This window comes from Pseudaestuariivita atlantica (assembly GCF_001205715.1).
Lineage (GTDB): Bacteria > Pseudomonadota > Alphaproteobacteria > Rhodobacterales > Rhodobacteraceae > Pseudaestuariivita > Pseudaestuariivita atlantica.
Map to the genome: position 1 here is coordinate 13,670 of NZ_AQQZ01000003.1, position 26,555 is coordinate 40,224.

A 26,555-nucleotide genomic window follows, 5' to 3' on the forward strand; every position below is an offset into this window, starting at 1 on the left:
GCGGCGCGCCGTTATTCCCACTCCATCGCGCCCTTGCGCCATTCATAGGCGAACCCGGCGGTCAGCACGGCAAGGAAGACCATCATCGACCAGAAGCCGACCATGCTCACGTCCTTGAACGCCACCGCCCACGGGAAGAGGAACGCGATTTCGAGGTCGAAGATGATGAACAGGATCGACACGAGGTAGAACCGCACGTCGAACTTCATCCGCGCATCGTCGAACGCGTTGAACCCGCATTCATAGGCCGACACCTTTTCCGGATCCGGGTTGCGCACCGCCACGACGGCGGCTGCAAGGATCAGAACCATTCCAAGCCCGATGGCGATCGCAAGAAATACGAGGATCGGCGCGTATTCGCGAAGCATGTCGTCCATCAATCCGGCTCCATTGCAACCTTTCCCGGTGGTCTACTCCCGCCACAGGGCAGGGTCAACGGGCGCAAACGTCACAAACGACCCGGATCCAGAGGGGCGCGAACCTGATGGTCCGGTTCCGCGCGCTCGTCTGGCGCTTGATGGCATCCGGCGCGGGGATCACCTGAACGCGGCGCGCCTTTCAGTGAGCGCCGTGATGCGGGTCGAAGATCTGGCTGGAGATGCCCAGCTCGTCGCGGAACAGGTCCACAAGTTCGGCGCGCGTCAGGCGCGGGCGGGTCGCCACGTCCTCGATATCGGTCTTGCACACTTTCCGGCGCTCGCGCGACCGGCGCGAGGCCAGCATCGATCTAACGGACATGAAAGAGTCCTCCACCGCGGCCCGGCCGATCCGGCGGGCAACTCGAAGGGTGCAGGGGCGCGGGCGCCCAACGGGAATGGCGGGATACTGGCATTGTCGTCCTTCCGGCAATCTGTCTTGTGGCCCCAAGACACTGATAAACCGAAGCTATCCCGCGAAACACGCCCGCAAAGGCGCAGCCGGCACGCCCGAAAGGCAGGCGCGCCTATCCTTTCGGAGAGGTCAGTCCGCCGCCCATCCCGGTTTGCGCTTGTCGAAGAAGGCGGTGATGCCTTCCTGCGCCTCGTCCGTCTCCCACCGCGCGGCGAGCAGGTTCACCAGTTCGGCGATCCGCGCCTCGTCCGGCAGATCAGCGAAGGACAAGAGCAGCCGCTTCGCCTCGGCCACGGCCCCCGGCGCGCAGGCGAGGTAGGGCGCGATCTCGTCCTCGATGGCGGCGTCCAGCGCCTCCGGGTCCACCACCCGGCTCACCAGCCCCATCGCCAGCGCCTCGTCGGTCGAAAAGGTGCGCGCCGACATGAAGATGCGCCGCGCCGCACCCACCCCGATCTTGGCCACGACATAGGGCCCGATATTGGCGGGCACGATGCCCAGCTTCGTCTCGGTCAGGGCCATCTTCACGCCGGGCACCGCGATCACCGCGTCACAGACGCTCAAGAGCCCCAGCCCGCCCGCGATGGCATGGCCATGCACCCGCCCGATCAGCGGCTTCGGCATCTCGTTCAGCGCCTTCAGCATCCGCCCCAGTTTGGCGCTTTCCGCCGCGCGGGTGGTGGCATCCATCCCGAACTGCGCCCGCATCCAGCCTAAGTCGGCCCCTGCCGAAAACGACCGCCCCCGGCCCGCCAGCACGACAACCCGCACGTCGGGGTCCGCGCCCAGCGCTTCGGTCGCGGCCACCAGCTCGGCCAGCATCTCCGACGACATGGCGTTATGCGTGTCGGGCCGGTTCAGCCACAGGGTCGCAACGCCGCGTGCGTCCCTTTCGATCTCAAGCGTCTCGAACTGCATCACCTGTCCCCCGCATCGCCCGCGCCATCCGCGCCGCGTGCATCACCGCGTCCCGGTCGAGCCCGGTCTCGAACCCCAGCGCTGTCAACCGATCCAGCACCGCCTCGGTCGCCACGTTGCCCGCCGCACCCGGCGCGTAGGGACACCCGCCCAGACCACCCACCGCCGCGTCGAAAATCCGCACGCCCTGCCCCAGCGCGACCTCCATCGCGGCAAGCGCCTGCCCGCCCGTATCGTGGAAATGCCCCGCGATCCTTTCGACCGGCACGACGTCCTTCACCGCGTCGATCATCGCGCCGATCCGCTCGGGCGACCCGCGCCCCAGCGTGTCACCAAGCCCGATCTCGGCACATCCCATGTCGAGCAAGGCTTTTGCCACCCGCGCCACCGCCTCTGGCGCGACGGGCCCGTCATAGGGACAATCGACCACGCAAGACACGTAACCCCGCACCGGCACACCCCGCGCCACCGCCTCGGCCACCACGGGCGCGAACCGCTCGAGGCTCTCGGCAATCGTCGCGTTGATATTGGCCTTGGAAAACCCTTCCGAGGCTGATCCGAACACCGCCACCTCGTCCGCCTTTGCCGCCAGCGCATCGGTCAACCCGCGCATGTTGGGCGTCAGCGCGACATAGGCCACGCCGGGCGCGCGGGTGATCCCCGCCATCACCTCGGCACTGGTCGCCATCTGCGGCACCCATTTGGGGTTCACGAAGGACGCGCACTCGATCCGCCGGAACCCCGCGCCCGACAGCGCATCCACCAGCGCGATCTTGTCGGCGGCGGGGATGATCCGCGCCTCGTTCTGCAACCCGTCGCGCGGGCCGACCTCGAAGATCTCGACGAAATCGCTCACCCCGGCACCTCGTAGAAGTTGCGAGTATAGAAATCCTGCTCCCCGTCCAGAGCACGCGCGTCGATATAGGCAGGCCGCTCCGCCAGCCGGTTGCGATAGGCCGCGACACGCGGGAACGCGTCGAACTTCGCGTAATAGGGCGCGGCAAAGAGGTTGAAGCCCAGCATCATGTCCGCCGCCGAAAACCCGCTTTCCAGCAGGTAGCCATCGTCGCGCAGCTGCGCCTCCAGCGCGCGCAGCGTCCCCACCAGCCGCCGCGTAAGGAGCTTCACCACCACCGGGCTCATCTGCGCCGGATCGCGCAGGAAGATGTGGTTGAGGTTCAGGTTCTCGATCAGCGAGCCCATCGTCTCGGCGAAATGCATGTGCTGCAGGTAAGCGACCCGCTCGGGATGCCCCGGCGCGCGGCCCAGCCCCGCCTTGGACCGCGTCTCGGCCAGGTATTCCAGGATCGCGCCGCTTTCGAACAGCGTCCGCCCGTCGATCTCCAGCGCCGGGACGCGGCCCGCGGGCGTCTTGTCCAGCACGTCGGGGGCCTGCAGCGACCCGTCGCGGATCGAGTAACTCACGATCTCGGGCGTGATCCCCAACTCGGTCAGCATCCAGAGCACGCGGAACGAGCGTGAGAACGGAACGTGGTGCAGCGTTGCTTCGGTCATGCGTCATCCTCCAGCCGGATCAGTATATCGCCCGCCGCGACCTGCGCGCCCTCGGCCACCGGCACCTCGGCCACGACGCCCGCGCGGCCCGCCTTCATCACGTGTTCCATCTTCATCGCCTCCAGCACGGCCAGCGGCGCGCCTTCCTCGACTCTGTCGCCCGTCTTCACATGCACCGCCCGCACCAGCCCCGGCATCGGGGCTTCGATCACCCCCTTGGCGGCGGCGGTGTCTCCACCCACGGCCAACGGGTCGACGGCGCGGATCGCGTGCCCCGCATCCACGAACACCGTGACCGTGTCACCAGCGACCGCATGGGTCGGCGCAGGCCGCCCCCCGATCCGCCATGCACCGCCTAAGCGCCGCGCCTCGATCCGCGTGTCACCCCAATACAGGTCTGTCGCATCCGGCCCCGAGACCTCAAGGCAAACCGACACGCGCTCTCCTTCCACCTCAACCTCGACCGTCCGGCGCAACGGCGCCCACAGGCTGAACCCGGTCAGCGGATCATCCGCCTCAAGCACTCCCGCCAGTGCCATCGCGCCCAAGGCAATCGCCGTACCCGGCACCTCCGGCGCAACGGTCAACGCGTCGATATCCCGCCCGATCAGCCCGGTATCCACGTCGCCCGACACCATGCCGGGATGCGCCGCCAGCGCCAACAGGAACCGCAGGTTAGTCACCGTCCCGGCCACCTCGGTCCGGGCCAAGGCCCGCGACAGTTTCTTCAAGGCAATCGCACGCGTCGCCCCGTGCACCACAACCTTTGCGATCATCGGATCGTACCACGGGCTGATCTCGTCCCCCGCTCGCACGCCCGTCTCCGCCCGCGCATCCTCGGGGAACGACAAGTGGCTCAGCGTCCCCGTCGCGGGCAGGAACCCCGCCGGCACGTCCTCGGCATAAAGCCGCGCCTCGAACGCATGGCCGTGGATCGACAGGTCCTCCTGCCGCACGGGCAAGGACTCACCGCTCGCCACCCGCAACTGCCACTCGACCAGGTCGACGCCGGTGATCTCCTCGGTCACCGGATGCTCCACCTGCAGGCGCGTGTTCATCTCCATGAAATAGAACCCGTCGGGCCGCAGCCCCTCGCTCGCATCGACGATGAACTCCACCGTACCCGCGCCCGAATACCCGATGGCCTCCGCCGCCCGCACCGCCGCCGCGCCCATCGCCTCGCGCATCTCTTCGGTCATCCCCGGCGCCGGCGCTTCCTCGATCACCTTCTGGTGCCGCCGCTGGAGCGAGCAATCGCGTTCGAACAGATGCACAGCCCGCGTCCCGTCGCCAAAGACCTGCACCTCGATATGCCGGGGCTTGGCGACGAACTTCTCCACCAGCACCGCGTCATTGCCGAACGCGCCCTTCGCCTCCGCCCTTGCCGCCCGCAACGCATCCGCGAACGCATCGGCATTCTCGACCAGCCGCATCCCCTTGCCGCCACCACCCGCCACGGCCTTGATCAGCACCGGATAGCCGATGTCACTCGCGGCCTTCGCCAGCACATCATCCGCCTGGTCGCTCCCGTGATACCCCGGCACGACCGGCACACCCGCCGCCTCCATCGCGGCCTTGGCGGCATCCTTCAGCCCCATCGCCCGCATCGCCTCCGCCGACGGCCCGACAAACACCAGATCCGCCGCCGCACAAGCCTCGGCAAAGTCGGGGTTCTCGCTCAGGAAGCCATATCCCGGATGGATCGCCTGCGCCCCCGTCGCCAGCGCCGCCTCGATGATCGCATCGCCGCGCAGGTAACTCTCCGCAGGCGCCGCCCCACCCAGGCTCACCGCCGCATCCGCCATCCCGACATGCAACGCACCGGCATCGACGTCCGAATGCACCGCCACCGTCCTCAACCCCATGGCGCGCGCGGTCCGGATCACGCGGCAGGCGATCTCCCCCCGGTTGGCAATCAAGACTGTTTCAAACACGGCAAACCCTTCCCGCCAGCCCGGCCATCGCGCCCACACCCGGCTTCTTCTCTTCCAAAATATGTCCGCCGGAGGCATCCCCGACCCAAATACCCCACGCCACCGCCCGATCCTCCGGGCCCGCGCGGCCCCGGTGCACGGGGTGGGCGGGCGGGCGTGCGCCGGGGGCGCGCTCCCACGCCTGCAACCGCGCACACCAGTCGGGCCGCTGGCCACCACGGTAGGAGACCGCCAACCCTTCGCGCACCAGCACGCGGGCCACGTCCTCGCCGCCCGCCCACAGACGGATCAACGGACGCCCATAGCGGTCATATCCCTGCCGCCGCAGCCTGACCGGCCCGGCCTTGACCAGCGCCCGCAACCGCTCGGTCGCGCGTTTGCCCGCCGTAAGTTCCTCCGCGCAGCGCGGCTCCTTCGTCTCGGGCGCATCCAGCCCCACGACCCGCGCCGCATAGTCGCGCTTGCCACAGACCAGTTCCACCGTGTCCCCGTCATAGACATACCCCACCCGGCACTCCGCCAGCCGCGGCACCTCCGCTCCACCCTTCACCGCCAGCCACACCCAGCCACCCACGGTCAGGCAGGTCACGATCAGCGCCCCCAGCACCCGGCTCACATCCGGAAGACGCCGAACCGCGTCTCCTCTACTGGCGCGTTCAACGCAGCTTGCAACGACAGCGACAACACCTCGCGCGACCGGCGCGGATCGACGATCCCGTCATCCCAAAGCCGCGCAGAGGCATAAAGCGGATGCGACTGCGCCTCGAACATGTCGATGGTGGGCTGCCTGAACGCGGCCTCCTCCTCGGCCGACCACGTCCCGCCCTTGCGCTCGATCCCCTCGCGCCGGACGGTCGCCAACACACCCGCCGCCTGCGCGCCCCCCATGACGCTGATCCGGCTGTTGGGCCATGTCCACAGGAAGCGCGGATCATAGGCCCGCCCCGCCATCCCGTAATTGCCCGCGCCGAACGAGCCGCCCACCAGCATGGTGATCTTCGGCACCGCCGTGGTCGCGACCGCCGTCACCATCTTGGCGCCGTGCCGCGCGATGCCCTCGTTCTCGTATTTCTGCCCCACCATGAACCCTGTGATGTTCTGCAGGAAGACCAGCGGGATGCGCCGTTGCGAACACAGCTCCACGAAATGCGCGCCCTTCTGCGCCGCCTCGGAAAACAGCACCCCGTTGTTGGCGACGATCCCCACCGGCCAGCCATCGACATGTGCAAACCCGGTGACCAGCGTCTCGCCGAACCGCGCCTTGAACTCGTCGAACCGCGATCCATCCACGATCCGCGCGATCACTTCGCGGATGTCATAGGGCGTGCGCAGATCGGCGGGCACCACGCCCAGGATGTCGTCGGGATCATAGGCCGGCGGCTCCGGCGCCTCGCGAGGCGGCCCATCAGGACCGATGAGCGACAGGTTGCCCACCGCCCGCCGCGCCAGCGCCAGCGCATGCGCGTCGTCCTCGGCGAGGTAATCCGCCACGCCCGACAGCCGGGTATGCACGTCCCCGCCACCGAGGTCCTCGGCGCTCACCACCTCGCCCGTCGCGGCCTTCACCAACGGCGGCCCGGCAAGGAAGATCGTCCCCTGCTCCTTCACGATGATCGTCACGTCGCTCATCGCGGGCACATAGGCCCCGCCCGCCGTGCACGACCCCATCACCACGGCGATCTGCGCAATCCCCTTCGCGCTCATCTGCGCCTGGTTGAAGAAGATGCGCCCGAAATGGTCACGGTCGGGAAAGACCTCGTCCTGGTTGGGCAGGTTCGCGCCGCCGCTGTCGACAAGGTAGATGCAGGGCAGCCGGCAGGCCTCGGCGATCTCCTGAGCGCGCAGGTGCTTCTTGACCGTCATCGGGTAATAGGTGCCGCCCTTCACGGTGGCGTCGTTGCACAGGACCATCACGTCCCGCCCCGCCACGCGGCCCACACCCGCGATCACGCCTGCGCACGGCGCCGCACCATCATATAGCCCATGCGCAGCGACCGCCCCGACCTCCAGGAAGGGAGAGCCGGGATCAAGCAGGTTCGCCACCCGCTCGCGCGGCAGCATCTTGCCGCGCCCCACATGCCGCTCCCGCGCGCGCTCGCCACCGCCAAGGGCCGCAAGCTCCGCCGCCGCGCGCATCTCGTCCAGCGCGGCCAGATGCGCGGCGCGGTTGCGCTTGGCATCCTCGCCCCCCGGAATGAAAGCCGAATTCAGGCGCATGGTGCGCTCCTTTCCAGACCAGACCACCGCATCACAACGTCTCCTCCGGCCTTGCCCTTGGGCGCAGGGGCGGCGGCACCCCGGCCCACCCCGCCGTGACCGCATCCTGCGCGGCCCCGAGATACCGCGCCAATTGCCAAGCCAGCGCCGCATCGCGCAGCCGGGCATTGGCTTCCCGCGCCGCGCACCACGTCTCCATCACCTCGGTCTGACCCGCGCAATCCGGCCCCGCCGACGCGCCTTCGGCGAGCGCCAACAACTGCGGATAAAGCGCATCCGACCATTCCCCCGCCCGCCCCGCGACCTCCGATGCCGGCGGAAGGGAGGCGCGCACCGCCGCGCTCACCGTGTCCTGCCGCGCGGCAAGGTCGCGCTGGCAGGGCAGCGGCGCGTCCGAGCGGTCGCAGGCCACGATCCCCACGGTCCCGCAATACTCGATGCCGCTCACGTCGCCGATCATGAACTCCTCGGCACGCGGCCCGGCCATCCAGTGGCGCAGGGTGCGTTCATAGATCGCCACCTCCCGCGCAAGGCAGACCTCGAAGCTCGGCAACCCCGCCACCGCGTCCTCACCCGCCGCCGCAGTCGCCGCGAGGGCGGCCAGTGCCGCCACGGGGGGAGCACTCGCGCCCCTCACGCCGCGACCTCCGCCGCCGCGCGGGCCTTCAATTCCCGCCGGATCACCTTGCCCGTCACGGTCATCGGCAGCGCGTCGACAAACGCGACTTCGCGCGGGTAGCAATGCGCCGCCAGCCGGTCCCTCACCCAGCCCTGCATGTCTTCACCCGTCGCTTCAGCTTCGGGCTTCAACACGATGTAGGCCTTGACGATTTCCGTCCGCAAATCGTCGGGCTTGCCGACCACGCCGCAGGTCGCGACGGCGGGGTGGGTCAGCAGGCAATCCTCGATCTCCGCCGGACCGATCCGGTAGCCGGCCGAGGTGATCACGTCATCCTCCCGCCCCACGAACCGCAGCACACCACCCTCCAGCACGCCCCGGTCGCCGGTCAGCATCCAGTCGCCGCGAAACTTCGCTGCCGTGGCCTCGGGGCGGTTCCAGTATCCCAGCATCATCGAGGCCGCGCCCCGGCGCACGGCGATGTCGCCTTCTCCCGCCGTCGCGCGGCCCGCGCCGTCGATCACCGCCAGGTCGCAGCCCGGCGCCGCGCGCCCGATGCTGCCCGGCACGCCCGGAAACGCCGCGCCGCAGGACGAGGCGACCATGTTGCACTCGGTCTGGCCGTAGAATTCGTTGATCGTCACGCCCAGCGCGTCGCGGCCCCATGCCAGCATCTCGGCGCCCAGCGGCTCCCCGCCCGAGGCGACACTGCGCAGCCCCGACACCCGCGCATCGCCCGCCTTCAGCATGCGCAGCGCGGTGGGCGGCAGGAACAGGTTGCGCGCCCCGCTCTCCTCCACGGTGGCCACAAAATTTTCGCAGGAAAATTTTGCCTGCCGCCCGATCACCACCGGCACGCCTAGCGCCAGCCCCGGCATCAGCACGTCGAAGAGGCCCCCGATCCACGCCCAGTCCGCCGGTGTCCAAAGCACGTCGCCCGGCTGACCGAGGAAATCGTGGGACATCTCGACCCCTGGCAGATGCCCCGCCAGCACCCGGTGCCCGTGCAGGGCGCCCTTGGGTTTTCCCGTCGTGCCGCTGGTATAGATCAGCACCGCCGGTGTCTCGGGGCCGGTATCGGCTATCGGGGCCGGACCATCGGCAAAGCTTTCGGGATGCACCGCCCTGACCCTACCCGGTACCTTCTCCGGCGTGTCCGTCAGGATCATCGCGGGCGCGGCATCGGCCACCCTTGTCTCCAGCGCGTCACGCTGGAAGAGCTTGAACAACGGGACCGAGACCGCGCCGATCTTCCACGCCCCCAGGTGGCTCGCCGCGCACCACGCATCCTGCCCGAACAGCACGCCCACGCGGTCACCGGAGGCCACGCCTGCCGCCAACAGGCCCGCCGCCACCCGGTCGGACATGGCGCGCAGCGCGCCGAAACTCACATCCCGCCGACCCCCGCGCAGATCGATCAGCGCGACGGCATCTTCTGCCGTGTCGTCAAACACCTGCGCATACATGTTCATCCGTTGCGGCAAGTACGGCACGTAACCGTCGAGTGACCCACCCAGAACCGGCGTCATGCTTCCGGCCCTCCCGGACGCTCCACTTTCAGAAGCCGTCCGAAGCGGCTGGCATGATAGACAATTGCGCCACAGCGTACCTCGATCCAGACGCGGCCTTCTCCGGGAACGGCAATGCAATCGGTCGCGGAGCCACCATCGGCGACATAGCGGGCGGTGTAACGCTCGATCACGTCGGTCTCGGTCACGCCCCGCGCCTGCCAGCCCGCGACGAAGGCCATCACGCCCGTCGCGACCACCAGCACGGCAAAGGGCGCCCAGCCTCTCATTTCGCCTCCAGCAGGCGACGTGCCTGCTCAAGCTGCGCAAGAAATGCCAGAGCATTGCCAAATCGGCACGCTGCACCTTTGCTCTGAACGCGGCCTTCAGGCGCGATCGGAAAGCGGCAGGGGTCCGTCGCAACCGTGTTGTTCGAGGGCCAGTCATACAGCAACCTCTGCGCCCGGCGGCGCCCGTATGCATCTCCGGCCTCAGCCATCGCCTCGACCCCTGCGCGCAACATCTCTGGTTGAGCGTCTTTGATCAGCGGTTGCCACAACTCTTCGGCATCTGCAAAGCACGCGTCTGAATAGACTTGGCCCGACGCAGCACAGACCGTCAGCGCTTCTGCCACGCAGGACGTGACGATGGTGCTGGCAAACTCCGCGGGCTCAAACGAAGCGCAGTCACCTGAATATTGGCAAGGCGCCAAAGCCCACCTTTCAAACTGGACTGCTGGCCCGCGTACATTCACACAATCCTCGAACCGATCCGCCGCCGATATCTCGGCTGCGGCTCCCTGCCCGCAAATGGCCAGACCGAGGATCAGCACGCCTGCCCTCACCCCATCTGCCCCATCAACTCGCGCCCGATCAGCATGCGGCGGATCTCGGACGTGCCCGCGCCGATCTCCATCAGCTTGGCGTCCCGGAAGATCCGCGCGACGGGGGAATCGTTCAGGAAGCCCGCCCCGCCCAGCGCCTGCACCGCCTGGTGCGCGACCTTCATCGCCTCTTCGGAGGCGTAGAGCACGCAGGCCGCCGCATCCTGCCGCGTAACCGTGCCCCGGTCGCAGGCCTTGGCGACCTCGTACACATAGGCGCGGGCGGAGTTCATCGCGGTATACATGTCCGCGATCTTGCCCTGCATCAGCTGGAACGAGCCCACGGGCTGGCCGAACTGCTTGCGCTCGGACACAAAGGGCATCACCACGTCCATGCAGGCCGCCATGATCCCCGTGCCGATCCCCGACAGAACCACGCGCTCGTAATCGAGGCCCGACATCAGCACCGCCACGCCCTTGCCCTCTTCGCCCAGCACGTTTTCGAACGGGACCTCGCAATCCTCGAAGATCAGCTCGGCCGTGTTCGACCCGCGCATGCCCAGCTTGTCGAAATGGGGCGAGGTCGAGAAGCCCGCCATCTCCTTCTCGATCAGGAAGGCCGTGATCCCCTTCGATCCCGCATCCGGGTCGGTCTTGGCATAGACGACCAGCGTGTCGGCATCCGGGCCGTTGGTGATCCAGTACTTGTTGCCGTTCAGGCGGTAGTGATCGTTGCGCTTTTCCGCGCGCAGTTTCATCGACACCACGTCCGATCCCGCGCCCGGTTCGGACATCGCCAGCGCGCCGACATGTTCGCCCGAGCACAGCTTGGGCAGGTACTTCGCCTTCTGCTCGGGCGTGCCGTTCAGCTTGATCTGGTTCACGCAGAGGTTCGAATGTGCCCCGTAGGACAGCGAGACCGAGGCAGAGGCGCGCGCGATCTCTTCCACCGCCACCACGTGGGCGAGGTAGGACATGTCGCTGCCGCCGTATTCCTCGGGCACCGTCACGCCCAATAGGCCCATCTCGCCCATCTCGCGCCACAGCACGGCGGGGAATTCGTTGGTCCTGTCGATCTCGGCGGCCATCGGGGCCACGCGATCCTGCGCCCAGCGGTGCACCGCATCGCGCAACGCGTCCACGTCCTCGCCCAGATCGAACCGCATCGCGCCCTGGAACATCGCCACCTCCCGTTATTGAACGCTTGTTCATTTTTAACCAAGCGGGCGTGCGGGTCAATCCCGCATCTTGCCGGATCCGCACGGAACCGCACGGCGGTTGGGCGTGTTGTCCGACCATGACCCGCATGATCCTAGCAGCGCTTGCCTGTCTCGCCACCCCCCAGCTACTGCCAGCCAAGGAAGTGGGCCGCATCGGCGTCGACTGGGTCGGAAACGACATCATCGTCGAAGCCATCCACGACCCGAAGGTCGCCGGGGTCACCTGCCACATCACCTATTTCGAACGGTCGCTGATCGACCGGCTGAGCCAGGGCAACTGGTTCGAGGACCCCTCGAACGCGTCCATCGCCTGCCGCCAGACCGGCCCGATCATCGTGGGTGACATCGACAGGGGCCGCAGCGGCGAGGACGTCTTCCGCGAGCGCCGCTCGATCGTGCTGAAAACCCTGCGCATCCGCCGCATCTTCGACGCCGAGAACCAGACGCTGATCTACGTGGCGCATGCCCGTGAACTGACCGAAGGCTCGGCCAAGATGGCGGTCTCCACCGTGCCGCTGTTCGGCGATGCCACCCAACCGACGGAGTGATCCCCATGCCCAAGGACAACACGTCCTCCCTTTCCGCCGATGACATCTGGTCGGCCCTCGACAGCACCCGCGCCGGGATGCTGCAGACGGGTCCGACCCCGTTCATCCCGATGAGCCACCAGATCGACAGGGACGCATCGGTCCTGTGGTTCCTGACCGCCGCCGACACCGCGTTCGGCGAAGAGGTGAACACCGCCGCCCAGCCCGCGCGTTATGTCGTCGCCGACACCTCCGCCGGGTTGCACGGCACGTTCGAAGGCATGATCCGGGTCGAGGAAGACCGCGCCAGGCTGGACGAGATCTGGTCGCCCATCGTCGGCGCATGGTTCGACGGCAAGGACGATCCCGACCTGCGCATGCTGCGCTTCGACCTCGCCTTTGCCGAGGTCTGGCTGTCCGACGGCGCGGCCAAGTTCTTCTTCGACATCGCCCGCGCCAACATCACCGGCGAAGAGCCGGATGGCGGGCGGCACGGCACCGTGACGTTCTGATCGCTCCGGGGCGGCGGCCCGATCCGCCGCCCCGCCTGCCGTCATGGCCAGACCCCATCTGCAAACCCCCGCCCCGGAAGACACCTGCGCCGAACTGCATGCCCGGCTTGTCGAGGCCGGTCAGGCCCTGGCCGAAGCCGACATGCCCACCTTCCTCCTCACCCTGCGCAACGAGGACGGCACCCTGATCGGCGGCTGCAAGGGAGAGATCGCCTTCCGGTCAGCCCACGTTTCGGAATTGTGGGTGGACGCCGCCCAGCGTGGCCGGGGCATCGGTCAAAGGCTTCTGAACGCGGCAGAGGCGCATGCCCGCGCCCGATCCTGCACCCGCATCCATATCGAGACCCGCAATCCCGCCGCCCGCCGCCTGTACGAAAAGGCGGGGTACCGCGTGTTCGGCACGCTGGCCGATTACGCGGACGGCGCCGATTACTGGTACCTCGAAAAACCGCTGCCGCCGGTTGGTCTCAGGACTGATAGACCGCGCTGACCTCGCCCCGGATGATCCGTGCTATCTGCGCGCAATCCTCCAGCGAAAAGGTCAAAGGCACCCGCAAATCCACGATGCCCGCCAGCACCCTGTCGGTCGCGGGCATCTTCTCGGACGGCGCATAGCGCCAGCTGTCATAGCGGGAGGTAAAGGCCGCGGGTTCGGGCGCGCCGAACCATTTCAACTCCACCCCGCGCGCACCACAGCGGCGCACCACCTCGGTCACCTTCTCCGCCGCCCAGTCGAGCAGCAGAAACTGGAAGGACGATCCGACATAGGTCTCTTCCTCGGGCCGGTCGATCACCGTCAGGCCCGGCACACCCCGCACCCCCTCCTCCAGCACCCCGTACCGCGCGTTCCAGCGTTCGACCTGCTTGTCGAGATGCGCCAGCTGAGGTCGCAGGATCGCCGCGCGCAGGTGGTCCATCCGGCCCGACACGTTGGGCGTCATGTACCGCGCCTCGTCGAAAAAGCTCGGATCGGGCGCCGCGCCGTGGCGGTTGAACAGCATGTAGGACCCGGTCAGCATCGTGGCCCGCGCCATGATCTCCGGGTCGTCCCCCACGAGAAACCCGCCCTCGCCCGAGTTCAGGTGCTTGTAGGTCTGGGTCGAATAGCACCCGATCACGCCATGCCGGCCGCTTGGTGTCCCGCGCCACGCGCCGCCCATCGTATGCGCGCAATCCTCGATCACTTGCACGCCGCCTTCGCGGCAGATCTCCATCAGGCGATCCATGTCGCAGATATGCCCGCGCATGTGGCTCAGCAGCAGCACGTCTGCCCGGTCGACCTTGGCCGCGAGGTCATCGAGATCGATGGTCAGCGCCTCGGTCACGCCCACGAAGACCGGCACCGCGCCGACGCTGGCGATCGCACCCGGCACCGGGGCCAGCGTGAAGGCGTTCGACAGGACGGTATCGCCCGGTTTCACCCCAACCGCGCGCAGGGCACACCCCATCGCGTATCCGCCCGAGGCGACGGCAAGGCAGTATTTCGCGCCCACGTAGGCCGCGAATTCCCGCTCCAGCTCTCCCACCTCGCCCAGCTCTCCGGGCGCGAGGTTGTAACGGTGCAACCGGCCCGAGCGCATGACCTCCACCGCCCGCGCGATCGCCTCTTCCGGGATCGGCTCCTGCTGGGTGAAATTGCCGGTGAATGTCTCTGCCATGCGCGAACCCTTATCCACCCCGGCGGCGGCGTCAACGCGGCGCGGGGTCGTTTGCCATGATTTGACGGGCGCGGATGTCGCAAACCGGCAATTCCGGCACGCTGCGCCCCGTCAAGCTGCAAGCCATGGACGCCTTCGCCTTCACCCGCGCGCTTCAATGGTCCGGCCTGCCCCTCGCGGTGCAGCGACGCGCACGCATGAGCCTGCTGGACCTGCTCGGTGTCGCCGTGCAGGGCCACGCGACGCGGTTGAGCGCGATCATCCGCGACTATGCCGTGGCACAGCATCCCGGCCCCCTGCCCTTGCCTTTCGACGGGCGCGGCGTGTCGGCGTCAGGCTACGCGCTGGCGCTTGGCATGACGATCGACGCGGTGGACGGCCATGACGGCCACAACCCCGCCAAGGGCCATATCGGTTGCCCACTGCTGCCCGCCCTTCTGGCCCTCGCGCCACCTTCGACGACCGGGGAAGAGTTCCTCACCACCCTCGTCGCGGGCTACGAGGTCGGCGCACGCGTCTCGGTCGCGCAGCACGCCACCACGCCCGACTACCACACCTCGGGCAGCTGGGGCGCGACCACCGGGGCCATCGCGGGCGCGCGCCTCGCGGGCCTGTCGCCCGACCAGACGCAGCATGCGGCCGGCATCGCCGAATACCACGGCCCCCGCAGCCAGATGATGCGCTGCATCGACCATCCGACCATGCTCAAGGACGGCTCGGGCTGGGGCGCGATGTGCGCGACATCCGCCATCTTGCTGGCGCAGGCAGGCTTCACCGGCGCACCCGCCATCACCGTCACGGACACGCCCGACCACTGGACGACCCTCGGCACCGAATGGGAGATCCTGCGCCAGTATTTCAAACCCTGGCCCGTCTGCCGCTGGGCACAGGGCCCCATCGCCGGAGTCCTCGCCCTGCGCGCCGCTCACGGCCTGACCGCCGCCGACGTCGATCATATCGAGGTCGAGACGTTCCACGAATCCATCCGCCTCGCCACCGCCCGGCCCCGCACGACCGAAGAGGCGCAATATTCCACCTCCTTCCCCGTCGCGGTGGCGATGGTGCACGGCGACGTTAAACCTGCGGACATCGCCGACACGGCACTCGACGACCCCGAAATCCTGCGCTTGTCCGAAAGCCTCAAGATGCGCGAAAGCGACCACGCCAACGCGGCCTTTCCCATGCAGCGCTTCGCGCGGGTCACCCTGCACCTGCGCGCGGGCGGGACACTCACGACCGACTGGCTGGAACCGCCATGGTCACCCGACACCCAACCCTCAGACGCCGAGTTGCTCACGAAATTCCGTGCCTATGCCGGTCCCCGCGCCGACCGCATCGAAGAGGCGGTCATGGCGCTCGACCGCCAGCCGCTCTCCACGCTCACCGCGGCGCTCGCCTGAGCGAGGCGCGCCCGGTCGGGCGCGACGAGCGGCCCTAGGCCAAAAGCCGCGCGACGATGCCCGGCAGATCGGCGTAATCGTCCAGCAGCGCGTCCGGTCCCAGCGCCCGCATCGGCTCGGCCCCGCCGGGCGCGAAGGTCACCAGCACCGAAGGCACGCCCGCCGCGCGCGCGGTGTTGTGGTCGGTGTCGCTGTCACCGATCATCACCGCCCGCGCCGGATCGCCACCACAACCCGTCACGCAGGCGTGAAACGGCGCGGGGTCGGGCTTGCGCACCGGCAGCGTGTCCGCGCCGATGAGGCAGGCGAATTCGTCCAGCACGCCCAACTCGGTCATCAATTGCACCGCCAGCCCCTCGGGCTTGTTGGTGCAGATGCCCACCGCGATGCCGTTCGCTTTCAACTCCGTCACCGCCTCCATCGCCCGCGGGTAGAGGTAGGTGTGGACGCAGATCGCGTTGCCATAGGCAGCCAGAAGCGCGGGATATTGCCGATCGACCTCGGCCTCGTCCTCCGCGCGACCCACCCGCGCCAGCCCGGTGCGCAGCATCATCCGCCCGCCCCGCAGCGCCACGCCCGCATCCTCGGACGTGAGCAGATCGCCGTAACCCAAAGAGCGGAAACAGGAATTCGCCGCCTCCAGCAAATCGCCCGACGTGTCCGCCAGCGTCCCGTCCAGATCGAAAACCACCGTGCCCATGGGTGCCTGCCTCCGGTAACATCTCGCAATATCGTTTGATCCGGGGTATCTTCCGGCGCAACGCCGCCCGCGATAAAGACCATCCGAGCAGAAGGAAAGAGGCAGCGCATGGCTACCGCCCTGATCATCCTCGCCGCGGGCAAGGGCACGCGCATGATGTCGGACCTCCCCAAGGTCCTGCATCCGGTCGCGCAGGCGCCGCTCTTGTGGCACGCGATGCGCGCCGGTGCGGCGCTCGATCCGGCGCTGACCGTCGTGGTGACCGGCCACGGGGCCGACGACGTCGCCGCCTCCGCCCGCGCCTATGACGAGAACGTGCAGATCGTGCACCAGGCCGAACAGCTTGGTACTGGCCACGCCGTCGACCAGGCCCGCGACGCGCTGGATGGCTTCGACGGCGACGTGATCGTGCTGTACGGCGACACGCCCTTCATCTCGTCCGACACGCTCGCCCGCATGGCCGCCGCACGTGCCACGCATGACATCGTCGTGCTGGGGTTCGACGCCGCCGATCCGGGCCGCTATGGTCGGTTGATGATGGACGGCGACAGCCTGCTGCGGATTGTCGAGTTCAAGGATGCGACGGACGAGGAACGCGCCATAACCCTCTGCAATTCCGGCGTGATCGCGGCGGATTGCAAGACGCTCTTCTCTCTTTTGTCAGTGATCACCAACGACAATGCCAGCGGCGAATACTACCTCACCGACACGCCCGCGCTGGCCGCGGCGCGCGGCCTGACCGCCACCGCCGTTACCTGCCCCGAGGCCGAGACGCTGGGCGTCAATTCCCGCGCCGACCTCGCCGCCGCCGAAGCCACCTATCAGGCCCGCACCCGCGCCGCGATGCTGGAGGCCGGCGTGACGCTGACCGCCCCCGACACCGTGCATTTCGCCTTCGACACCGTGATCGGCCGCGATGCGCTGATCGAGCCGAACGTGGTCTTTGGCCCCGGCACCACGATCGAAACCGGCGCCACCATCCGCGCCTTTTCCCATGTAGAGGGCGCGCACGTGTCGCGCGGCGCGTTCGTCGGCCCCTATGCCCGCCTGCGCCCCGGCGCGGAACTGGCCGAGGACACCCGCGTCGGCAATTTCTGCGAGATCAAGAATGCCGAGATCGCCGAGGGCGCCAAGGTCAACCACCTGACCTATATCGGCGACGCCTCCATCGGGGCGCGCACCAACGTGGGCGCGGGCACGATCACCTGCAATTACGACGGCGTCTTCAAGCACCGCACGACGGTGGGCGAGGACGCGTTCATCGGGTCGAACACCATGCTGGTCGCGCCCGTCACCGTGGGCGACCGCGCCATGACCGGGTCAGGCTCGGTCGTGACCAAGGATGTTGACGCCGACGCGATGGCGCTGGCCCGCGCGCCGCAGGTCAACAAGCCCGGCCTTGCCACGCGCCTGATGACGCGCCTGCGCAAGTTGAAGCAAAACATGAAGGAGACTGGCTAGATGTGCGGTATCGTTGGCGTTCTGGGCGATCACGAAGCGGCCCCCATCCTTGTCGAGGCGCTGAAGCGGCTGGAATATCGCGGCTATGACAGCGCGGGCATCGCCACCGTCAACGACGGGCGCCTCGACCGCCGCCGCGCGGTGGGCAAGCTGGTGAACCTCAGCGACCTTCTGGTGCACGAACCGCTCCCCGGCAAGGCGGGTATCGGCCATACCCGCTGGGCCACCCACGGCCAGCCCAACACGACGAACGCCCACCCACACCGGTCCGGCCCCGTCGCCGTCGTGCACAACGGCATCATCGAGAACTTCAAGGAATTGCGCGCCGAACTGGCGGATCACGGCATTTCGGCCGAGACGGATACCGACACCGAAACCGTCGCCCTTCTGGCCGCGCATTACCTGAAACAGGGCCTGTCGCCCCGTGACGCCGCCGAACAGACGGTCGCGCGGCTGGAAGGCGCTTATGCGCTGTGCTTCCTGTTCGACGGGGAGCCCGACCTGCTGATCGCCGCCCGCAAGGGCTCTCCGCTGGCCATCGGGCATGGGGACGGAGAGATGTTCGTCGGCTCCGACGCCATCGCGCTTGCCCCCCTGACCGACCGCATCACCTATCTCGATGAAGGTGACATCGCCTTCGTTACCCGCGCAGGGGTCGAGATCCGCGATGCCAAGGGGATGCTCGCCAACCGCCAGATGCGCACGATCCAGCTGGATACCGCCGCCGTCGACAAGGCGGGCCACAAGCACTTCATGTCCAAGGAGATCGCCGAACAGCCCACCGTGATCGGCAATGCGCTGGCCTACTATCTGGATGGCGGCAATATAGACATCCCGTCCGACGCGCTTGATTTCGAACAGGTCGACCGGCTGACGATGGTCGCCTGCGGCACCGCCTTCTATGCCTGCCTGACGGCGAAATACTGGTTCGAACAACTCGCCCGCCTGCCGGTGGAGGTCGATGTCGCCTCGGAATTCCGCTACCGCGAACCGCCGATCAGCAAGGGCACCGTCGCGCTGTTTGTCTCCCAATCGGGGGAGACCGCCGACACCCTCGCCGCGCTGCGCTATTGCGCGGAGAAGGCCGACCGCATCGTGTCGGTCGTGAACGTGCCGGAAAGCTCCATCGCGCGCGAATCCGATCTTGCCCTGCCGATCCTTGCCGGGGCCGAGATCGGCGTCGCCTCGACCAAGGCGTTCACCTGCCAGCTGACGGTGCTGTTCCTGCTGGCGCTGAAGGCCGCCAAGGCGCGCGGCACGCTGACCGACGACCAGATCGCCAAGCACCTCGCGGACTTGCAGACCATGCCCGGCCTGATCCAGCAGGCGATGGACCTTGCCGGACCGATCAGGTCCGCCGCCCGGCAACTGGCCGAGGCGCGGGACATCCTCTTCCTTGGCCGTGGCCTGATGTACCCGCTGGCGCATGAAGGTGCGCTGAAACTCAAGGAAATCAGCTATATCCATGCCGAGGCTTACGCATCGGGCGAACTGAAGCACGGCCCCATCGCGCTGATCGACAAGCACGTGCCGGTGGTTGTGATGGCCCCGCGCGATGCGCTGTTCGAGAAGACCGTGTCGAACATGCACGAGGTCATGGCCCGCAACGGCAAGGTGCTTCTGGTGACCGACCGCCAAGGCGCGGACGAGGCCGGCGACGGCGCGTGGAAGGTGCTGCGCATGCCGCCGGTATCGCCCACGCTCGCGCCGATCCTCTATGCCGTGCCCGCGCAGTTGCTCGCCTATCACACGGCGATTGCAAAGGGCACCGACGTGGACCAGCCCCGCAACCTCGCAAAGTCCGTCACGGTGGAATAGCCGCGCATCGCCGGGCCCTGGTCCGGCGATCCGACGGCACTCTCCGGGCGCTTTATCCTTCCAAATCCGAGGGTGCGCAGGACTATGCGCCGGCTTCAGACATATCGCCGGGCCTGGGGAGGGCCCGACGATGCGCGGCGGCTTCGCCTTGATTCCGCGCTGGACCTGAGCCGCGTATCGTCGGGCCCTGGTTCGGCGATCCATCAGATGTATCCGGGCACTTTATCCGACCAAATCCGAAGAAGGGCAGGACTATGCGCGAGCTTCAGACAAATCGCCGGGCCGTGGGAGGGTCGCCATTGAGAGCGCCATTGGTCCGAGTGGCAATGGCAACGCGATGCGCAGACGCGCGGCCTTGATTCCGCGCGGGGTCTCGGTGCTACTGGGCCCATCCGTTCCAACCTGAAAGGCTTGGCCAATGGGCACTCAATTTACCGAACTCGACGATCGTCACATCGCATTCATCACCGAACAGCCGATATTCTTCTCCGGCTCCGCCGCGCGGGACGGCAAGATCAACGTCTCGCCCAAGGGCCGCGACTCGCTGCGCGTCCTTGGCCCCAACCGCATCCTCTGGCGCAACCTCACCGGGTCGGGCAACGAGACCGCCGCACACCTAGAAGACCACCCGCGCATGACGCTGATGTGGTGTTCCTTCGGGATCAAGCCGCAGATCCTGCGCTGTTTCGGCACCGCCCGCGCGGTGCACCGTCAGGACGCCGACTGGGACGACCTGAACGGCCATTTCGAACCGCATATCGCCGCGCGGCAGGTCTTCGACATGGCCATCGACATGGTCCAGACCTCCTGCGGCTATGCCGTGCCGCGGATGGACCTCGTCTCCGAACGCGACACGCTGGAGAAATGGGCCGCGGACAAGGGCGAGGACGGGTTGAAGACGTTCTGGGGCGAATACAACGCCCGCACGCTCGACGGCGTCCCGACCCGCATCGTGGAGAAGACACTCGGCCATGACTGACACGCTGGCCCGGATCGAGGCGCTCGGCGACGCGCAGAAGGCGGCCGAGATGGCGGCCTATCACAAGGTCACCCGCCGCTATCTGGGCGTCGCCAACCCCGTGCTGGACGACATCGCGCGCGAGATGCGCCAGACGCTGACGCTGGATGATCGCGTGGCCGAGGCCCGCGCGCTTTGGGCCAGCGACGTGCACGAGGCGCGGGTGCTTGCGGCCAAGCTGTTCACGCAGGCCCGCATCCGCCCCGACGACGCGGTGTGGGAGACCATCGTGTCATGGGTGCCGGATTTCGACGCATGGGCGGTGGCCGATCACGCCTGCATCGCCGGGCAGAAGCGGCTGATCGCCGATCCCTCCCGCCTCGACACGGTCGAGACATGGACGCAGGCCGATCACATGTGGACCCGCCGCGCGGCGCTCGTGATGACCCTGCCGTGGACCAAGCAGAACAACCCCAAGCCCGCTGAACTGGAGGCCCGCGACCGCATTCTCGGATGGGCGGCGGGCTACGTTTCCGACCCCGACTGGTTCATCCAGAAGGCGGTGGCGTGGTGGCTGCGGGAATTGTCGAAACACGACGCGCCCCGCGTCAGGGCGTTCCTCGACGCGCATGGCGACACGATGAAACCCTTCGCCCGCAAGGAAGCGGCGCGGAAACTGCCAATGCCCGGCTGACGCCAGCACCGCGCGATCAGTTGGACTTGTAGACCTCGACGGTCGGCAATTCGGTCAGCGGCGCCTCGATCAACCGCATCGCGGCCAGCGATATGCGGCTGCCACCCGTCGCGGGGCCATCCAGCGGGATCAGGTCCACCGCCGACGACTTGCCGGAACCGGGATAGACCACCCGCCCCTGCGCGGGCGCGCTGACCAGCGGCGTCTTCAGCCAGAACCCCGGCTGCGTGGGATCGCCCAGCGAGGCCACGGTCGTGCCGAGGAACACCTCTCCGGCGGGCTTGGGCACCGCTGCCGCGACCTCGCGCTCTGCCTCGGTGGTGACGTCGAACTGTTCCGCCGTGCGCGCCTGCGGCGGCACCGCGCGTTCGACCGGCGGGACCACCGTGCGCTCGATCACCTCTCCGCCGCCCGTATCCGGGCGGGATTGCGGCCGGGTCGCGTCCGCCGGTGCGGGTGCCGGGGCCGACGCCCTGTCCGCCCCGCGTCCGGGAACCAGCGATCCCAGCGAGATATTTGAACACCCGGCCACAAGGGCCACGCCGAGCAGGAGAAAACCGATACGTGTCATGCGGCGCACCATAGGCACACCTTGACACGCCCGCAATTGCCCCGATGTTGGGTGGGCAGAACTCCGCAGGACATCATGACCGCCCCGCTTGTCGATCCCTTCCATCGCGCGATTTCCTACTTGCGCGTCTCGGTCACCGACCGGTGCGATTTCCGCTGCGTCTATTGCATGTCGGAACACATGCAGTTCCTGCCCAAGAAAGAGCTTCTGACGCTGGAAGAGCTGGACCGCCTCTGTTCCGCCTTCATCCGCATGGGCGTGCGCAAGCTGCGCATCACCGGGGGTGAACCGCTGGTGCGGCGGGACATCATGACCTTCTTCCACGGCATGACCCGCCACCTCGACAGCGGCACGCTGGACGAACTGACGCTCACCACCAACGGTTCGCAACTGTCCCGCTTCGCGACCGATCTCTATTCCGCGGGCGTGCGCCGCGTGAACGTGTCGCTGGACACGCTCGACGACGACAAGTTCGCCCGCGTCACCCGCTGGGGCCGCCTGCCGCAGGTGCTGAAAGGCATCGACGCCGCCCAGGCCGCAGGGCTGCGCGTCAAACTCAACGCCGTGGCGCTCAAGGGTTTCAATGAGGACGAGCTGCTCACGCTGACCGAATGGTGCGCCGCCCGCGACTGCGACCTGACCTGGATCGAGGTCATGCCGATGGGCGAGCTGGAGACCGAAGACCGCCTTGGCCAGTACTGGGCCCTTTCGGACCTGCGTGACCAGCTTGCCCGGCACTACACCCTGACCGACCTGCCCGAACGCACCGGCGGCCCCGCCCGGTATGTCCGGCTGGAAGAGACCGGGCAGAAGATCGGCTTCATCACGCCGCTCACCCACAATTTCTGCGAAAGCTGCAACCGCGTGCGGGTGACCTGCACCGGGGAGCTTTACATGTGCCTCGGGCAGGAAGACCGCGCCGACCTGCGCGCGCCGCTGCGCGCCTCGGACCATGACGGGCCGCTCGAAGACGCGATCCGCGCCGCCATCGACCGCAAGCCAAAGGGCCACGATTTCGACTATTCCCGCCAAAGGCTCGACGGGCAGATGCCCCGCCACATGAGCCATACCGGCGGCTGACCGCTTGCCTGCCCACCGCCAGCACCTATGTTGCAGCGCCTGACCCGGAAACGAGCCATGGCGCAAGACGACGCGAACCACACCCTGGCAAAACCCAATACCCGCCCCGTTGTCTGGGGCGTGGTGGCCGGTTTCGTGATCTGCGCCACCCTGATCGCGGCGGTCCTGACGCAATCGGCCCGGTCGCGCGACCTCGAAGCGCAGATCCTGCACACGCTGACGGTGAAAAGGCAGGCGCAGGAAGTCCTGTCGATCCTGCAGGACGCCGAAACCGGGCAGCGCGGGTTCCTCCTGACCGGTTCCCGCGCCTACCTCGCACCCTACTCGCGGGCGCGGGAGACGTTCGAACCGGCGGTCGCGGCATTGTCGGATTCGGTCACCGACAAACCGGCGCAACAGGCTTTGCTGCGTGACATCCTCGCCGAAGGCCAGTTGAAGCTCGCCGAACTGCAGGCGACCGTCAGCCTGATGATGGACGGCGACCGCGACGCCGCGCTCGACATCGTCGCCACCGATGAAGGCCTCCGCCTCATGTCCGGCCTGCGCGAGAATATCGCGCGGTTCATCGCGGTCGAGGACATGGCCCTGGCGGACCGCATCGCCGCCAGCCGCGCAGCCGAGGGGCGCATGACCCGCGGCCTCGTCGGCGCGCTTTTCGCCATCATCGCGCTGTCGGTCTTCACCTTCCTGCTGACCCGCCGCAACCTCGCCGCGGTCGAAACCCAGCGCCGCGCGCTCGCCGATCTCAACGCCGACCTCGACGCCCGCGTCCGCGCACGGACCTCGGAACTGGGCACGGCGCTCGCCGAGGCCGAACATGAACGCGACCGTGTCGAATTGCTCATCCGCGAGGTCGACCACCGCGTCGGCAACAGCCTGTCGATGATCTCCAGCCTCCTCGGCATGGAACGCCGCACCACCACCTCGCCCGAGGCGGCGCGCATCATCGACGCCGCGCGCGGCCGCATCCGCGCCCTCGGCGCCGCCCAGCGCCATTTCAAGCTGGTCGACAACCTCACCCATGTCCGCGTCGACGAAGCCCTGCGCAATCTCGTCGACGACATCGACGCCTCGGGACAGGCCAAGGACATCACCTTCGACGTGCAGGCGCAGCCCCTGTCACTGGAAGGACGGGACGCGGTGACGATGGCCGTCATCACCAACGAATTGATCACCAATGCGCTGAAACATGCCTTCGGCGACGGGGCCGGGGGCCGGATCACCGTCGAATTCACCGCGAACGCGGACGAAATGCCGGTCTTGTCGGTCACCGATGACGGCAGCGGCTGGCAGATCGACGGGACCGAACAGGGCATGGGCAGCAAGGTCATCGCCATGCTGGCAAGCCATCTCGGCGGCGAAACCTCGGTCACGCAGGCGTCCGGCGGCGGGACCCGCGTCGCCATCACCTTCTACACGCTGGCCGTCAGCCACGAGACCTGACGCGCGCGGCTCAGGCTCAGGCCCACTCCCCGCCAAGGTCGGCCCGCGCCCGGTCGATCCAGTGCTCCCGCAGCCAGCCGCAGGGCCGCGACCAGCGCAGCCACGACCCGCGATACCCCTCCACCGCCTCGGGCATCTTGGGCCGCCCGTGGAAACAGACCACCCGCGCATCCTCCGGCAGGACCGGGTCGCGCAGGTAGTTCACCGGCGGCAGCCCCAGGCAATCATGCTTGAACGACACGACCTGGCTTTCGGGGATATAGGCGAAATCCCCCCGGTCCATCGCCTTGTGCGAGGTATAGCGCTGCTCGGACCCGCGCGCCGCCTCCACCTCGGCATAGGCGTTCGCGGCGATATCCTCGTACAGGTAGCCATGCAGCGCCGGATCATAGCGAAAGACCGATCCATGCCCGGTCGGCCGCCCCTTGCGCTTCTCCACCCAGTCATGCCGCATCGCGACCTTGCCGGGCGCCATCCCCCAGATCTCGTCCAGCGACCCGGTGATCACCACGTCCAGGTCGAACCCCAGCACCGGCCCCTCCAGGTCCGGGATCACGCCCGGCCGAAAGAGCGACACCTTCCGCATTGCCCCCTGCCGGTTCGCCACCTCAAGCGCCGCCGCCATCGGCTCGGCAAAGGGCTCCACCGGCAAGGGCAACACCTCCACGTCCGGATGAAACCCCTCCGACCGCTCGGTCATGCACAAAAACCGCACCGGTCCCGACAGATGCCTCCGCACCCCAGAATACAGCCGGTTCACGTATTCCGGCCCGAACAGCGTCCCCCACTTGATGCATACGACCGTCGGCACGCCCTGCCCTCTTCTTCTCTTTCCAAATATGTCCGCCGGAGGCTCCCGCAGGTGCAGCCCTCGCCCCCGCCCGCATGACGGGGTCGGCCCGCCACGGGGTGCCCTCCCCATAGGGGAGGGTCAGGGAGGGGGTCAAGCAAGGGCGTGCGCGGCCGCAAGTCCGCGTGCAATCAGGAGGCGGCGGGCAGGCGCATCTCCACCAGTTCGGCCCACCACGACGCGCCCGCGGGGATGGCCTCGTCGTTGAAGTTGTATTTCGGATGGTGCACCGGCGCGGTGTCGCCGTTGCCCACGAGGATATAGGCGCCGGGCCGCTCTTCGAGCATGAAGGCGAAATCCTCGCCCCCCATCACCAGCGGGGCCTCGTCGCAGGAGCCGGCCACCTTCTCGGCGGCGGCGATGGCGTGGGCGGTCTCGGTCTCGTGGTTCGACATGACCGGGTAGCTGCGGTTGTAGGTCACCTCCGCCGTCGCGCCGAAGGCGGCGGCGGTCGAGGTGCAGATCGCCTTGATCCGCTCCTCGATCAGGTCGCGGATCTCGGGCGCCATGGTGCGCACGGTGCCCTTCAGCGTGACGGTCTGCGGGATCACGTTGAACGCCTTCGACGACGATTCACAGGACGTGACCGACAGGACCGCCTGTTTCACCGGGTCGACATTGCGCGACACCACCGATTGCAGGGCGAGGATGATGTGGCTGGTCACCACCATCGTGTCCACCACCTCCTGCGGTTTCGCGGCGTGGCCGCCCTTGCCCTCGATCAAGATCTCGAACTGGTCGGTCGCGGCAAAGAACGCGCCGGGCCGGATCGCGAAAGATCCCACCGGCCGCCCCGGCCAGTTGTGCATGCCGTAGACCTCGTCGATGCCCCAGCGGTCCATCATGCCGTCGTCGCACATCTCCTTGCCGCCGCCGCCGCCTTCCTCGGCGGGCTGGAAGATCACCACCACGGTGCCCGCGAAATTGCGGGTCTCGGCAAGGTAGCGGGCCGCGCCCAACAGCATCGCGGTATGCCCGTCATGGCCGCAGGCATGCATCGCGCCCGGCGTTTTCGAGGCATACTCGACCCCCGTCTCCTCGTGGATCGGCAGCGCGTCCATGTCGGCGCGCAGCCCGATCACGCGGTCCGATCCGCCCTTGCCCCGGATCACGCCCACGACGCCGGTGCGCCCGATCCCCGTGACCACCTCGTCACAGCCGAAGTCCCGAAGCTTCTCGGCCACCACCGCGCTGGTGCGGTGGGTGTCGAACAGGATCTCCGGGTGCTCGTGCAGGTCACGGCGCCACGCGGCGATCTCGGGCTGCAATTCGGCCAGTCGGTTGCGTACGGGCATTAT

At 67.9% G+C, this 26,555-nt stretch carries 28 protein-coding genes; 10 read left to right on the forward strand and 18 right to left on the reverse strand.

Features of this window, described 5'->3' with window-relative positions; genetic code table 11:
- Positions 1-11: 11 nt before the first annotated feature.
- The 13 genes from ATO11_RS06665 to ATO11_RS06720 form a co-directional block, all read right to left on the reverse strand.
- On the reverse strand, positions 12-377 hold the full coding sequence (locus ATO11_RS06665) for an NADH-quinone oxidoreductase subunit A (RefSeq protein WP_050530083.1): 366 nt from the start codon (positions 375-377) through the stop codon (positions 12-14).
- 181 nt (positions 378-558) lie between these two features.
- A complete protein-coding gene (locus tag ATO11_RS21795; RefSeq protein WP_134643078.1) occupies positions 559-738 on the reverse strand; it encodes a hypothetical protein in 180 nt (59 codons plus the stop codon).
- 222 nt (positions 739-960) lie between these two features.
- The gene (locus tag ATO11_RS06670) at positions 961-1,749 is read right to left on the reverse strand and encodes a crotonase/enoyl-CoA hydratase family protein (protein WP_050530084.1); all 789 of its coding nucleotides are present in this window, start codon (positions 1,747-1,749) and stop codon (positions 961-963) included.
- Positions 1,730-2,605: a hydroxymethylglutaryl-CoA lyase gene (locus ATO11_RS06675; protein ID WP_050530085.1), complete on the reverse strand. Its 876-nt coding sequence runs from the start codon at positions 2,603-2,605 to the stop codon at positions 1,730-1,732. The genes ATO11_RS06670 and ATO11_RS06675 overlap by 20 nt, the downstream gene beginning before the upstream one ends.
- On the reverse strand, positions 2,602-3,264 hold the full coding sequence (locus ATO11_RS06680; protein ID WP_050530086.1) for a glutathione S-transferase family protein: 663 nt from the start codon (positions 3,262-3,264) through the stop codon (positions 2,602-2,604). Before ATO11_RS06680 ends, ATO11_RS06675 begins: the two co-directional genes overlap by 4 nt.
- Positions 3,261-5,198 (reverse strand): acetyl/propionyl/methylcrotonyl-CoA carboxylase subunit alpha, encoded by a 1,938-nt coding sequence (locus ATO11_RS06685; RefSeq protein ID WP_050530569.1) that lies wholly within the window; start codon positions 5,196-5,198, stop codon positions 3,261-3,263. Before ATO11_RS06685 ends, ATO11_RS06680 begins: the two co-directional genes overlap by 4 nt.
- On the reverse strand, positions 5,191-5,814 hold the full coding sequence (locus tag ATO11_RS06690) for a thermonuclease family protein (protein ID WP_082176192.1): 624 nt from the start codon (positions 5,812-5,814) through the stop codon (positions 5,191-5,193). The genes ATO11_RS06685 and ATO11_RS06690 overlap by 8 nt, the downstream gene beginning before the upstream one ends.
- Positions 5,811-7,415, reverse strand: coding sequence for a carboxyl transferase domain-containing protein (locus ATO11_RS06695; protein ID WP_050530088.1), 1,605 nt, complete (start codon positions 7,413-7,415; stop codon positions 5,811-5,813). Before ATO11_RS06695 ends, ATO11_RS06690 begins: the two co-directional genes overlap by 4 nt.
- Before the next feature lie 31 nt (positions 7,416-7,446).
- Positions 7,447-8,052: a hypothetical protein gene (locus tag ATO11_RS06700; protein WP_134643079.1), complete on the reverse strand. Its 606-nt coding sequence runs from the start codon at positions 8,050-8,052 to the stop codon at positions 7,447-7,449.
- Positions 8,049-9,563: an AMP-binding protein gene (locus ATO11_RS06705; protein WP_050530090.1), complete on the reverse strand. Its 1,515-nt coding sequence runs from the start codon at positions 9,561-9,563 to the stop codon at positions 8,049-8,051. The genes ATO11_RS06700 and ATO11_RS06705 overlap by 4 nt, the downstream gene beginning before the upstream one ends.
- Positions 9,560-9,832, reverse strand: a complete 273-nt coding sequence (locus tag ATO11_RS06710; protein ID WP_134643080.1) for a hypothetical protein — start codon at positions 9,830-9,832, stop codon at positions 9,560-9,562. Before ATO11_RS06710 ends, ATO11_RS06705 begins: the two co-directional genes overlap by 4 nt.
- Positions 9,829-10,374: a hypothetical protein gene (locus ATO11_RS06715; RefSeq protein ID WP_134643081.1), complete on the reverse strand. Its 546-nt coding sequence runs from the start codon at positions 10,372-10,374 to the stop codon at positions 9,829-9,831. The genes ATO11_RS06710 and ATO11_RS06715 overlap by 4 nt, the downstream gene beginning before the upstream one ends.
- Positions 10,375-10,382: 8 nt before the next feature.
- A complete protein-coding gene (locus ATO11_RS06720) occupies positions 10,383-11,546 on the reverse strand; it encodes an isovaleryl-CoA dehydrogenase (RefSeq protein WP_050530570.1) in 1,164 nt (387 codons plus the stop codon).
- A 116-nt stretch (positions 11,547-11,662) separates the two neighbouring features.
- Between ATO11_RS06720 and ATO11_RS06725 the strand changes: the two genes are divergently transcribed.
- Genes ATO11_RS06725 through ATO11_RS06735 form a run of 3 tightly spaced genes read left to right on the forward strand, consistent with a single transcriptional unit; the run spans position 11,663 to position 13,114 of the window.
- Positions 11,663-12,133 (forward strand): CreA family protein, encoded by a 471-nt coding sequence (locus ATO11_RS06725; protein WP_050530093.1) that lies wholly within the window; start codon positions 11,663-11,665, stop codon positions 12,131-12,133.
- Between the two features lie 5 nt (positions 12,134-12,138).
- The gene (locus ATO11_RS06730; protein WP_050530094.1) at positions 12,139-12,624 is read left to right on the forward strand and encodes a pyridoxamine 5'-phosphate oxidase family protein; all 486 of its coding nucleotides are present in this window, start codon (positions 12,139-12,141) and stop codon (positions 12,622-12,624) included.
- Positions 12,625-12,667: 43 nt separating this feature from the next.
- Positions 12,668-13,114, forward strand: coding sequence for a GNAT family N-acetyltransferase (locus ATO11_RS06735; protein ID WP_050530095.1), 447 nt, complete (start codon positions 12,668-12,670; stop codon positions 13,112-13,114).
- Here ATO11_RS06735 and ATO11_RS06740 read toward each other — a convergent pair.
- Positions 13,092-14,282 carry a DegT/DnrJ/EryC1/StrS family aminotransferase gene (locus ATO11_RS06740; protein WP_050530096.1) on the reverse strand — a complete coding sequence of 397 codons (1,191 nt, stop codon included), beginning with the start codon at positions 14,280-14,282 and terminating at the stop codon, positions 13,092-13,094. The two genes, ATO11_RS06735 and ATO11_RS06740, sit on opposite strands and share 23 nt — an antisense overlap.
- Before the next feature lie 74 nt (positions 14,283-14,356).
- Between ATO11_RS06740 and ATO11_RS06745 the strand changes: the two genes are divergently transcribed.
- Positions 14,357-15,682, forward strand: a complete 1,326-nt coding sequence (locus ATO11_RS06745; protein WP_050530097.1) for an MmgE/PrpD family protein — start codon at positions 14,357-14,359, stop codon at positions 15,680-15,682.
- A 34-nt stretch (positions 15,683-15,716) separates the two neighbouring features.
- On the opposite strand, the gene ATO11_RS06750 is transcribed toward ATO11_RS06745, so the two are convergent.
- Positions 15,717-16,382, reverse strand: a complete 666-nt coding sequence (locus ATO11_RS06750; protein WP_050530098.1) for an HAD-IA family hydrolase — start codon at positions 16,380-16,382, stop codon at positions 15,717-15,719.
- A gap of 108 nt (positions 16,383-16,490) precedes the next feature.
- Here ATO11_RS06750 and glmU point away from each other — a divergent pair, with 108 nt between their 5' ends.
- The 4 genes from glmU (at position 16,491) to ATO11_RS06770 (ending at position 21,313) form a co-directional block, all read left to right on the forward strand.
- Positions 16,491-17,843: a bifunctional UDP-N-acetylglucosamine diphosphorylase/glucosamine-1-phosphate N-acetyltransferase GlmU gene (gene glmU / locus ATO11_RS06755; protein ID WP_050530099.1), complete on the forward strand. Its 1,353-nt coding sequence runs from the start codon at positions 16,491-16,493 to the stop codon at positions 17,841-17,843.
- The gene (gene glmS / locus ATO11_RS06760) at positions 17,844-19,661 is read left to right on the forward strand and encodes a glutamine--fructose-6-phosphate transaminase (isomerizing) (protein WP_050530100.1); all 1,818 of its coding nucleotides are present in this window, start codon (positions 17,844-17,846) and stop codon (positions 19,659-19,661) included.
- A 418-nt stretch (positions 19,662-20,079) separates the two neighbouring features.
- Positions 20,080-20,640 carry a pyridoxamine 5'-phosphate oxidase family protein gene (locus ATO11_RS06765; protein WP_050530101.1) on the forward strand — a complete coding sequence of 187 codons (561 nt, stop codon included), beginning with the start codon at positions 20,080-20,082 and terminating at the stop codon, positions 20,638-20,640.
- The gene (locus ATO11_RS06770) at positions 20,633-21,313 is read left to right on the forward strand and encodes a DNA alkylation repair protein (protein WP_050530102.1); all 681 of its coding nucleotides are present in this window, start codon (positions 20,633-20,635) and stop codon (positions 21,311-21,313) included. Before ATO11_RS06765 ends, ATO11_RS06770 begins: the two co-directional genes overlap by 8 nt.
- A 16-nt stretch (positions 21,314-21,329) precedes the next feature.
- On the opposite strand, the gene ATO11_RS06775 is transcribed toward ATO11_RS06770, so the two are convergent.
- The gene (locus ATO11_RS06775; protein WP_050530571.1) at positions 21,330-21,884 is read right to left on the reverse strand and encodes a hypothetical protein; all 555 of its coding nucleotides are present in this window, start codon (positions 21,882-21,884) and stop codon (positions 21,330-21,332) included.
- Positions 21,885-21,959: 75 nt separating this feature from the next.
- Between ATO11_RS06775 and moaA the strand changes: the two genes are divergently transcribed.
- On the forward strand, positions 21,960-22,964 hold the full coding sequence (gene moaA, locus ATO11_RS06780; RefSeq protein ID WP_050530103.1) for a GTP 3',8-cyclase MoaA: 1,005 nt from the start codon (positions 21,960-21,962) through the stop codon (positions 22,962-22,964).
- A gap of 57 nt (positions 22,965-23,021) precedes the next feature.
- Positions 23,022-24,407, forward strand: coding sequence for a sensor histidine kinase (locus tag ATO11_RS06785; RefSeq protein ID WP_050530104.1), 1,386 nt, complete (start codon positions 23,022-23,024; stop codon positions 24,405-24,407).
- Positions 24,408-24,423: 16 nt separating this feature from the next.
- Here ATO11_RS06785 and ATO11_RS06790 read toward each other — a convergent pair whose 3' ends face one another.
- A complete protein-coding gene (locus ATO11_RS06790) occupies positions 24,424-25,218 on the reverse strand; it encodes a hypothetical protein (protein WP_050530105.1) in 795 nt (264 codons plus the stop codon).
- Positions 25,219-25,388: 170 nt separating this feature from the next.
- Positions 25,389-26,552: a M20 aminoacylase family protein gene (locus ATO11_RS06795; protein ID WP_050530106.1), complete on the reverse strand. Its 1,164-nt coding sequence runs from the start codon at positions 26,550-26,552 to the stop codon at positions 25,389-25,391.
- Between the last annotated feature and the right edge of the window lie 3 nt (positions 26,553-26,555).

Excerpts from the sequence above, each read along its gene's own strand:
- ATO11_RS06705 (WP_050530090.1), bottom strand. The coding sequence starts at position 9,563 with ATGACGCCGGTTCTGGGTGGGTCACTCGACGGTTACGTGCCGTACTTG.
- ATO11_RS06730 (WP_050530094.1), top strand. The coding sequence starts at position 12,139 with ATGCCCAAGGACAACACGTCCTCCCTTTCCGCCGATGACATCTGGTCG.
- ATO11_RS06785 (WP_050530104.1), top strand. The coding sequence starts at position 23,022 with ATGGCGCAAGACGACGCGAACCACACCCTGGCAAAACCCAATACCCGC.
- ATO11_RS06735 (WP_050530095.1), top strand. The coding sequence starts at position 12,668 with ATGGCCAGACCCCATCTGCAAACCCCCGCCCCGGAAGACACCTGCGCC.
- ATO11_RS06770 (WP_050530102.1), top strand. The coding sequence starts at position 20,633 with ATGACTGACACGCTGGCCCGGATCGAGGCGCTCGGCGACGCGCAGAAG.
- ATO11_RS06750 (WP_050530098.1), bottom strand. The coding sequence starts at position 16,382 with ATGGGCACGGTGGTTTTCGATCTGGACGGGACGCTGGCGGACACGTCG.
- glmS (WP_050530100.1), top strand. The coding sequence starts at position 17,844 with ATGTGCGGTATCGTTGGCGTTCTGGGCGATCACGAAGCGGCCCCCATC.
- ATO11_RS06710 (WP_134643080.1), bottom strand. The coding sequence starts at position 9,832 with ATGAGAGGCTGGGCGCCCTTTGCCGTGCTGGTGGTCGCGACGGGCGTG.
- ATO11_RS06740 (WP_050530096.1), bottom strand. The coding sequence starts at position 14,282 with ATGGCAGAGACATTCACCGGCAATTTCACCCAGCAGGAGCCGATCCCG.
- ATO11_RS06680 (WP_050530086.1), bottom strand. The coding sequence starts at position 3,264 with ATGACCGAAGCAACGCTGCACCACGTTCCGTTCTCACGCTCGTTCCGC.
- ATO11_RS06670 (WP_050530084.1), bottom strand. The coding sequence starts at position 1,749 with ATGCAGTTCGAGACGCTTGAGATCGAAAGGGACGCACGCGGCGTTGCG.
- ATO11_RS06725 (WP_050530093.1), top strand. The coding sequence starts at position 11,663 with ATGACCCGCATGATCCTAGCAGCGCTTGCCTGTCTCGCCACCCCCCAG.
- ATO11_RS21795 (WP_134643078.1), bottom strand. The coding sequence starts at position 738 with ATGTCCGTTAGATCGATGCTGGCCTCGCGCCGGTCGCGCGAGCGCCGG.
- ATO11_RS06695 (WP_050530088.1), bottom strand. The coding sequence starts at position 7,415 with ATGCGCCTGAATTCGGCTTTCATTCCGGGGGGCGAGGATGCCAAGCGC.
- glmU (WP_050530099.1), top strand. The coding sequence starts at position 16,491 with ATGGCTACCGCCCTGATCATCCTCGCCGCGGGCAAGGGCACGCGCATG.
- moaA (WP_050530103.1), top strand. The coding sequence starts at position 21,960 with ATGACCGCCCCGCTTGTCGATCCCTTCCATCGCGCGATTTCCTACTTG.
- ATO11_RS06745 (WP_050530097.1), top strand. The coding sequence starts at position 14,357 with ATGTCGCAAACCGGCAATTCCGGCACGCTGCGCCCCGTCAAGCTGCAA.
- ATO11_RS06795 (WP_050530106.1), bottom strand. The coding sequence starts at position 26,552 with ATGCCCGTACGCAACCGACTGGCCGAATTGCAGCCCGAGATCGCCGCG.
- ATO11_RS06720 (WP_050530570.1), bottom strand. The coding sequence starts at position 11,546 with ATGTTCCAGGGCGCGATGCGGTTCGATCTGGGCGAGGACGTGGACGCG.
- ATO11_RS06775 (WP_050530571.1), bottom strand. The coding sequence starts at position 21,884 with ATGACACGTATCGGTTTTCTCCTGCTCGGCGTGGCCCTTGTGGCCGGG.
- ATO11_RS06665 (WP_050530083.1), bottom strand. The coding sequence starts at position 377 with ATGGACGACATGCTTCGCGAATACGCGCCGATCCTCGTATTTCTTGCG.
- ATO11_RS06765 (WP_050530101.1), top strand. The coding sequence starts at position 20,080 with ATGGGCACTCAATTTACCGAACTCGACGATCGTCACATCGCATTCATC.